The sequence below is a fragment of the Neisseria sp. P0001.S005 genome (assembly GCF_051963715.1).
This window is the reverse complement of sequence record NZ_JBQCTZ010000452.1, coordinates 1-842: the sequence shown is the minus strand read 5'-3', so window position 1 is coordinate 842 and position 842 is coordinate 1. Positions and strand designations below refer to the sequence as shown.

Here is an 842-nt window from a genome sequence, read left to right as displayed (position 1 = left end):
GACCATGGTAAAACCACTCTGACTGCTGCTTTGACTACTATTTTGGCTAAAAAATTCGGTGGTGCTGCAAAAGCTTATGACCAAATCGACAACGCTCCCGAAGAAAAAGCCCGCGGTATTACCATTAATACCTCACACGTAGAATACGAAACTGAAACCCGTCACTACGCACACGTAGACTGCCCGGGCCACGCCGACTACGTTAAAAACATGATTACCGGTGCTGCCCAAATGGACGGCGCGATCTTGGTATGTTCCGCAGCTGACGGTCCTATGCCACAAACTCGCGAACACATCCTGTTGGCTCGCCAAGTAGGTGTACCTTACATCATCGTATTCATGAACAAATGCGACATGGTTGACGATGCCGAGCTGTTGGAACTGGTTGAAATGGAAATCCGTGACTTGTTGTCAAGCTACGACTTCCCAGGTGATGACTGCCCAATCGTACAAGGTTCTGCACTGAAAGCTTTGGAAGGTGACGCTGGTTACGAAGAAAAAATCTTCGAATTGGCTGCTGCCTTGGACAGCTACATCCCAACACCTGAGCGTGCTGTGGACAAACCTTTCTTGTTACCTATCGAAGACGTATTCTCTATCTCTGGCCGTGGTACAGTAGTAACCGGTCGTGTAGAGCGCGGTATCATCCACGTTGGTGATGAGATCGAAATCGTAGGTCTGAAAGAAACTCAAAAAACCACTTGTACCGGTGTTGAAATGTTCCGCAAACTGCTGGACGAAGGCCAAGCTGGTGACAACGTAGGTGTATTGCTGCGTGGTACTAAACGTGAAGACGTAGAGCGTGGTCAAGTATTGGCTAAACCAGGTACTATCACTCCTCA

General features: G+C 48.5%; 1 protein-coding gene. It reads left to right on the top strand.

The window, feature by feature from the left end; genetic code table 11:
• Positions 1 to 842: elongation factor Tu (tuf, locus tag ACTHSP_RS20995; RefSeq protein ID WP_440346884.1), on the top strand; the 842-nt coding region annotated here is incomplete at both ends.